We start from the raw sequence: 3782 nt of genomic DNA, 5'->3' as shown, positions 1-3782 counted from the left end.
CCCCCGGTTCAGGTACAGCCCGACCACGTCACGGACCTTGGCCTCCAGCTCGGGGTCGGTGGAGAACTTGAACGTCTCGCGCCGCCACGGCTGCACCCGGTACTTGCGCCACGCCCGCGCCACCGTCGCGTCCCCGATACCCAGGTGCTTGCCCAGCAGCCGACTCGACCAGTGCGTCACCCCGAGCGAGGCCGGTGGCGGCTCCAACGTCGAAGCGATGATCGACGAGTCGTCGATCACCTTGGGCCTACCCGGCCGAGGCTCGTCATCCAGGCCGTCGATCCCATGCTGGGCGAACCGATCCCGCCACTTGATCACCGTCGGACGCGACACCCCCAGCTCTCGCGCCGTTCCCGAGGTGCCCTTACCCTCCGCGACCGCCAACACGATCCGGGCCCGCTCCACATGACTGGCCCGGATCGACCGCGACCGCGTCCACGACTGCAACGTCGCCCGGTCCGCATCGCTGATCACCAACGCGTCAGTGCCCATGCTCTTCTCAAGGAACACGACCTGTAAATCAATTAACGACGCGCGACACTAGCACCGTGCCCTTGCGCACACGGGAGGCGAGGGTGAGGGGGTGGCCGTGCTCGTGCACGAGGTCAACCGGACTCCTGGTCGGCTGCGTTCTGTAGCGCGATCAGCTCGACCCGGGAGCGAACGCCGAGGCGGGCGTAGACGCGGGTCAGGTGGTACTGCACGGTTTTGACGGAGATGAAGAGCTGGCTCGCCACCTCCCGGTTGGTCCGGCCCATGAGGACGAGGTCGACGACGGAGCGCTCTTGGGGCGTGAGCTCGTCCAGGCGCGCTCCATCGCGCCGCGGCGTCAGTCCGCCCGCCTGCAACTCGCGGTCGCATCGATCGACATAGGTTTGCGCACCGAGGGCGGCATAACCGTCGCGCGCGAGGTGGAGCTGCTGCTCCGCCTCACGCCGCTTGCCGGCTCGTCGCAACGTCTCGCCGTAGGAGTAGTGGATCCGGGCGCGCAGGTAGGGCAGCGGCAGTTCGCGTACTTGGTTCATCGCGTCGGCGAACACCGCACGCGCCGCCTGCAGCTCGCCACAAGCCCCCAGCAGCCGGCCCCGGGCGGCTCCGAGCCGGGCGATGCTCGAACGGTGTCCACGCTCTCGTGCCCTCTGCTCGTGCGGTTGGAGGAACTGGTCGGCCTCGTTGAGGAGCCCCGTGGCGGTGAGCCCGATCGCATAGAGGTCGTGCCAGGGCCAGAAGCCCGGCTCGTCGAGGCCAGCACCGTGCTCGCCGCTGGCGAGCACGGACAGGGCCCGCACGACGGCGGGGTGGTCAGCGGCCGCCAAGGCGACCGTGGCCCGAGCGATCGCAACCGGCGCCAACATGACGACGTAGTCACTGCGAAGGGCCCCCATGATGTCGAGGTGCCGGCGAGCCCGTTCCCAGTCGCCGCGCAGTGCACTGACCTCCGCCCCGGTCCAGTGCACGAGCGGTGCAATGAGGTCTTGGCCGGTGGCATCCAGGACCGGCACCGCCCGCTCGACGGTCGCCATCGCGCCATCCCAGTCGCCCAGTGAGAACTGGCATCGAGCGAGCCAACCATAGGCCCAGAGTGACACGCGGGTGGAGCCCTGCCATGCGTCTCGCGGGCTGGCCAAGCGCAACTTGCCTGCGGCTGTGGGCAACTCGTCGAGGGCGAGGTTGAGCCAGCCGAGGCCCATCTGCGCCCGTTGGCGCTGTGCCCCCTCGGGAACGTCTCCCGTGATGGCGGCGTAGGCAGCGCGGGCCGCATCGTGGTGCCCCATGCCGCCGTGTCCGAGGCCCTCGAGTGTGCGTGCTTCGACGACGGCTGGTGCCGTGTTGGGCTCCAGGTTGATCGCCCTTGTCGACCACTCGACGAGGGCTGGCGCGTCCCAGGCCGCGAGCGCGTGCAGGGCGCGTCGATGGCAGATCTGTGCAGCCACCTCCGGGTGGGCCGCGGGGTCGACGGCGTTCCATGCCTGGGCGAGCAGGTGCTCAGCCTCATGCCGGTGACCACGCAGGATCGCGTCGTAGCCGAGGACGGCGTCGCGCTGAGGCGACTCGGGTGCCCCGTCGAGCTCCGGGATGAGCATGGCGGCCCGGCCGAGGTCGCCGTGACCGACGTAGGCGTCCACAGCGGCGACGAGCAGCGCCGCCCGGCGTGCCGGATCGGTCTGCAGCTCGCTGCTGCCGGCCAACGCGTCGCCGGCGGCTCCCCACGCGCCGCGTCGGGCAGATACGCGGGCGAACGCCTCCAGCTCATCGGCGAGACCCGGGTCGGGCCCGACCGCCGCGAGCAGCCGCAGCCGGAGCGCCTCACCTTCGTCCGCGCTCTGCCTGGCGGCGTGCAGGTAGAGCTCGCGGCGCCGGGTGAGGTCGAGCAGGTCGAGGACCGCGGTGCGGAGCAGCGGCGAGGTCAGGTCGACCCGCAGCGGTTGATGGCCACGGACGTGGACGAGCCCAAGGCCCCGGGCGACGTCGAGCGGGGGAAGCGGGTCGTTCACCTCGGAGAGCTCGGCAACCTCCCGGACGGTGGCCCAGGGCCGCAGGACCGCGGCTGCCTCGACAACGGCCCGGGCGTCCGGACCCGCGGCGACGAGGTTCCGTTCTGCGGTCCACCGGACGGACGAGGGGGCCGGGATACGTTCGCCCGTGGCACCCCACGTCGTCATCGGCGCCTCGTCGAGAACCTCGAGCACGAGCCGTGGCAGCCCGGAGGTGTGGCGGCGCAGGCGTGCGGCTGCCTGTGGGTCGAGGAGCACTCCACGGCTGGCGGCGAGTCGGGCGACGTCTGCGACGGCGAGGCCAGCGAGCGCGATGGATGTGTCCCGGTGGACCTGTTGCAGGGCGGCTACCCCGGCCGGTGGCGCGGCCTGGGGTGAGGTGCGCGCCATGACGACGACCATGACGGGACGTGGGCCGAGCCGGTGCACCGCTGAGCTCAGGGCAGAGAGAGAGGCGGCGTCGCCCTCCTGTGCATCGCGCACCACCACGAGCAGCGGCCGGTCGCTCGCGTCGAGCCACCGCTCCCACTGGCGGACCACGCGTGCGGCGGCTCCCTGCACGTGGTCATGCAGTGCCCGACCCGCCGGCACCTGGGGGATGCTGAGCCCGAGCCGGCGAAGCAGCTCGAACTCTCGCGTGGACTCCCATGGCAGTCCCGTCACGGTGCGGACGTCCACGTCGCCCGCACCCTCGATCAGGGCCGACACGAGGGTGGAGCTGCCCGCACCGCTCGGCCCGTGGACGAGGGCGAGGACCGGTTGGCCCCCCAGTGCCCTGCGGAGCAGGTCACGCAGGCGGCGCAGCTCGCCGTCCCGGCCGACGAGGCCCGGCGAGGGGATCCGCTCCGTCACCCCCTCAGGGTACGGACGCGGATCGTCCCCGTCGCGTCGCCGGTACATGGGGCCGCGGCCTCCACTCGGGTCAGCCGAGGTCCCCGCCGGCGACGGGCAGGACCGTGCCGGTGATGTAGGACGCCTCGTCGGAGGCGAGGAACGAGATCGCCGCCGCCTGCTCGTCGAGGTCGCCGTAGCGCTTCATGAGCGAGGAGTCCACGGTCTGGTCGACGATGGTCTGGTACCAGGCCCGCTCCTGCTCCGTCTCGGCGCTCGGGCCCCGGGGAATCCGCCGCTCCGGGGCGTCGGTGCCGCCCGGCGCGGTGGCCACCACGCGGATGCCGTACTCGGCCGCCTCAAGGGCGAGCGATGCGGTGATCGCGTTGACACCGCCCTTTGCGGCCGCATACGGCAGCCGGTTGAGTCCGCGCGTGGCGACGGAGGAGACGTTGA

3 protein-coding genes are annotated in these 3782 nt (G+C 71.7%); all 3 read right to left on the bottom strand.

Features of this window, described 5'->3' with window-relative positions; all coding sequences use genetic code 11:
• Nucleotides 1-492 (bottom strand): helix-turn-helix domain-containing protein (locus N864_RS20140; RefSeq protein ID WP_034721615.1); only part of this gene is annotated, 492 nt, incomplete at its 3' end.
• 113 nt (nt 493-605) lie between these two features.
• The gene (locus N864_RS20135) at nt 606-3347 is read right to left on the bottom strand and encodes a helix-turn-helix transcriptional regulator (RefSeq protein WP_034721613.1); all 2742 of its coding nucleotides are present in this window, start codon (nt 3345-3347) and stop codon (nt 606-608) included.
• A gap of 70 nt (nt 3348-3417) precedes the next feature.
• The coding region (locus N864_RS20130; protein ID WP_034721612.1) for an SDR family oxidoreductase at nt 3418-3782 on the bottom strand (365 nt) is incomplete at its 5' end.

The organism is Intrasporangium chromatireducens Q5-1 (assembly GCF_000576575.1).
GTDB classification, from domain to species: Bacteria; Actinomycetota; Actinomycetes; order Actinomycetales; family Dermatophilaceae; genus Intrasporangium_A; species Intrasporangium_A chromatireducens.
Note: the sequence above shows the minus strand (reverse complement) of the source record. Positions and strands in the feature narration are given on the sequence as shown.